Source organism: Pseudomonas tehranensis, from assembly GCF_014268615.1.
Lineage (GTDB): Bacteria > Pseudomonadota > Gammaproteobacteria > Pseudomonadales > Pseudomonadaceae > Aquipseudomonas > Aquipseudomonas tehranensis.
This window is the reverse complement of record NZ_JABWQV010000520.1, coordinates 1-278: the sequence shown is the minus strand read 5'-3', so window position 1 is coordinate 278 and position 278 is coordinate 1. Positions and strand designations below refer to the sequence as shown.

Annotated in this window: 1 protein-coding gene; it reads right to left on the bottom strand. The window is 60.1% G+C overall.

Going from position 1 to position 278, the window contains the following annotated elements:
* Positions 1–278: hypothetical protein (locus HU811_RS27250; RefSeq protein WP_186659241.1), on the bottom strand; the 278-nt coding region annotated here is incomplete at both ends.

Genomic DNA, 278 nt, shown 5'->3' with positions numbered 1-278 from the left:
ACGATGACCTCGCCGTCATCGCCCTCGACAATCTTGGCCTTGTCGACATGGATCGTGATATCCGTATCCACCTCGCCCGGCAGGACGGTGTGCTCCACCGTCGCCTTCCCCCAGGCCAGGTAAATACGATCATTCTGGCGCATGTTTTCGTAATGAAGAATGGTGACATCCACCCCGGCATCCGCTTCGATGGGGCCGACACCGTTGTCGATAATCTCCTGGGCAATCGTGTAGCGCAGCCCCGAGTGCCCGGGCGTCGTCGGGTCATCGTCGTAGCC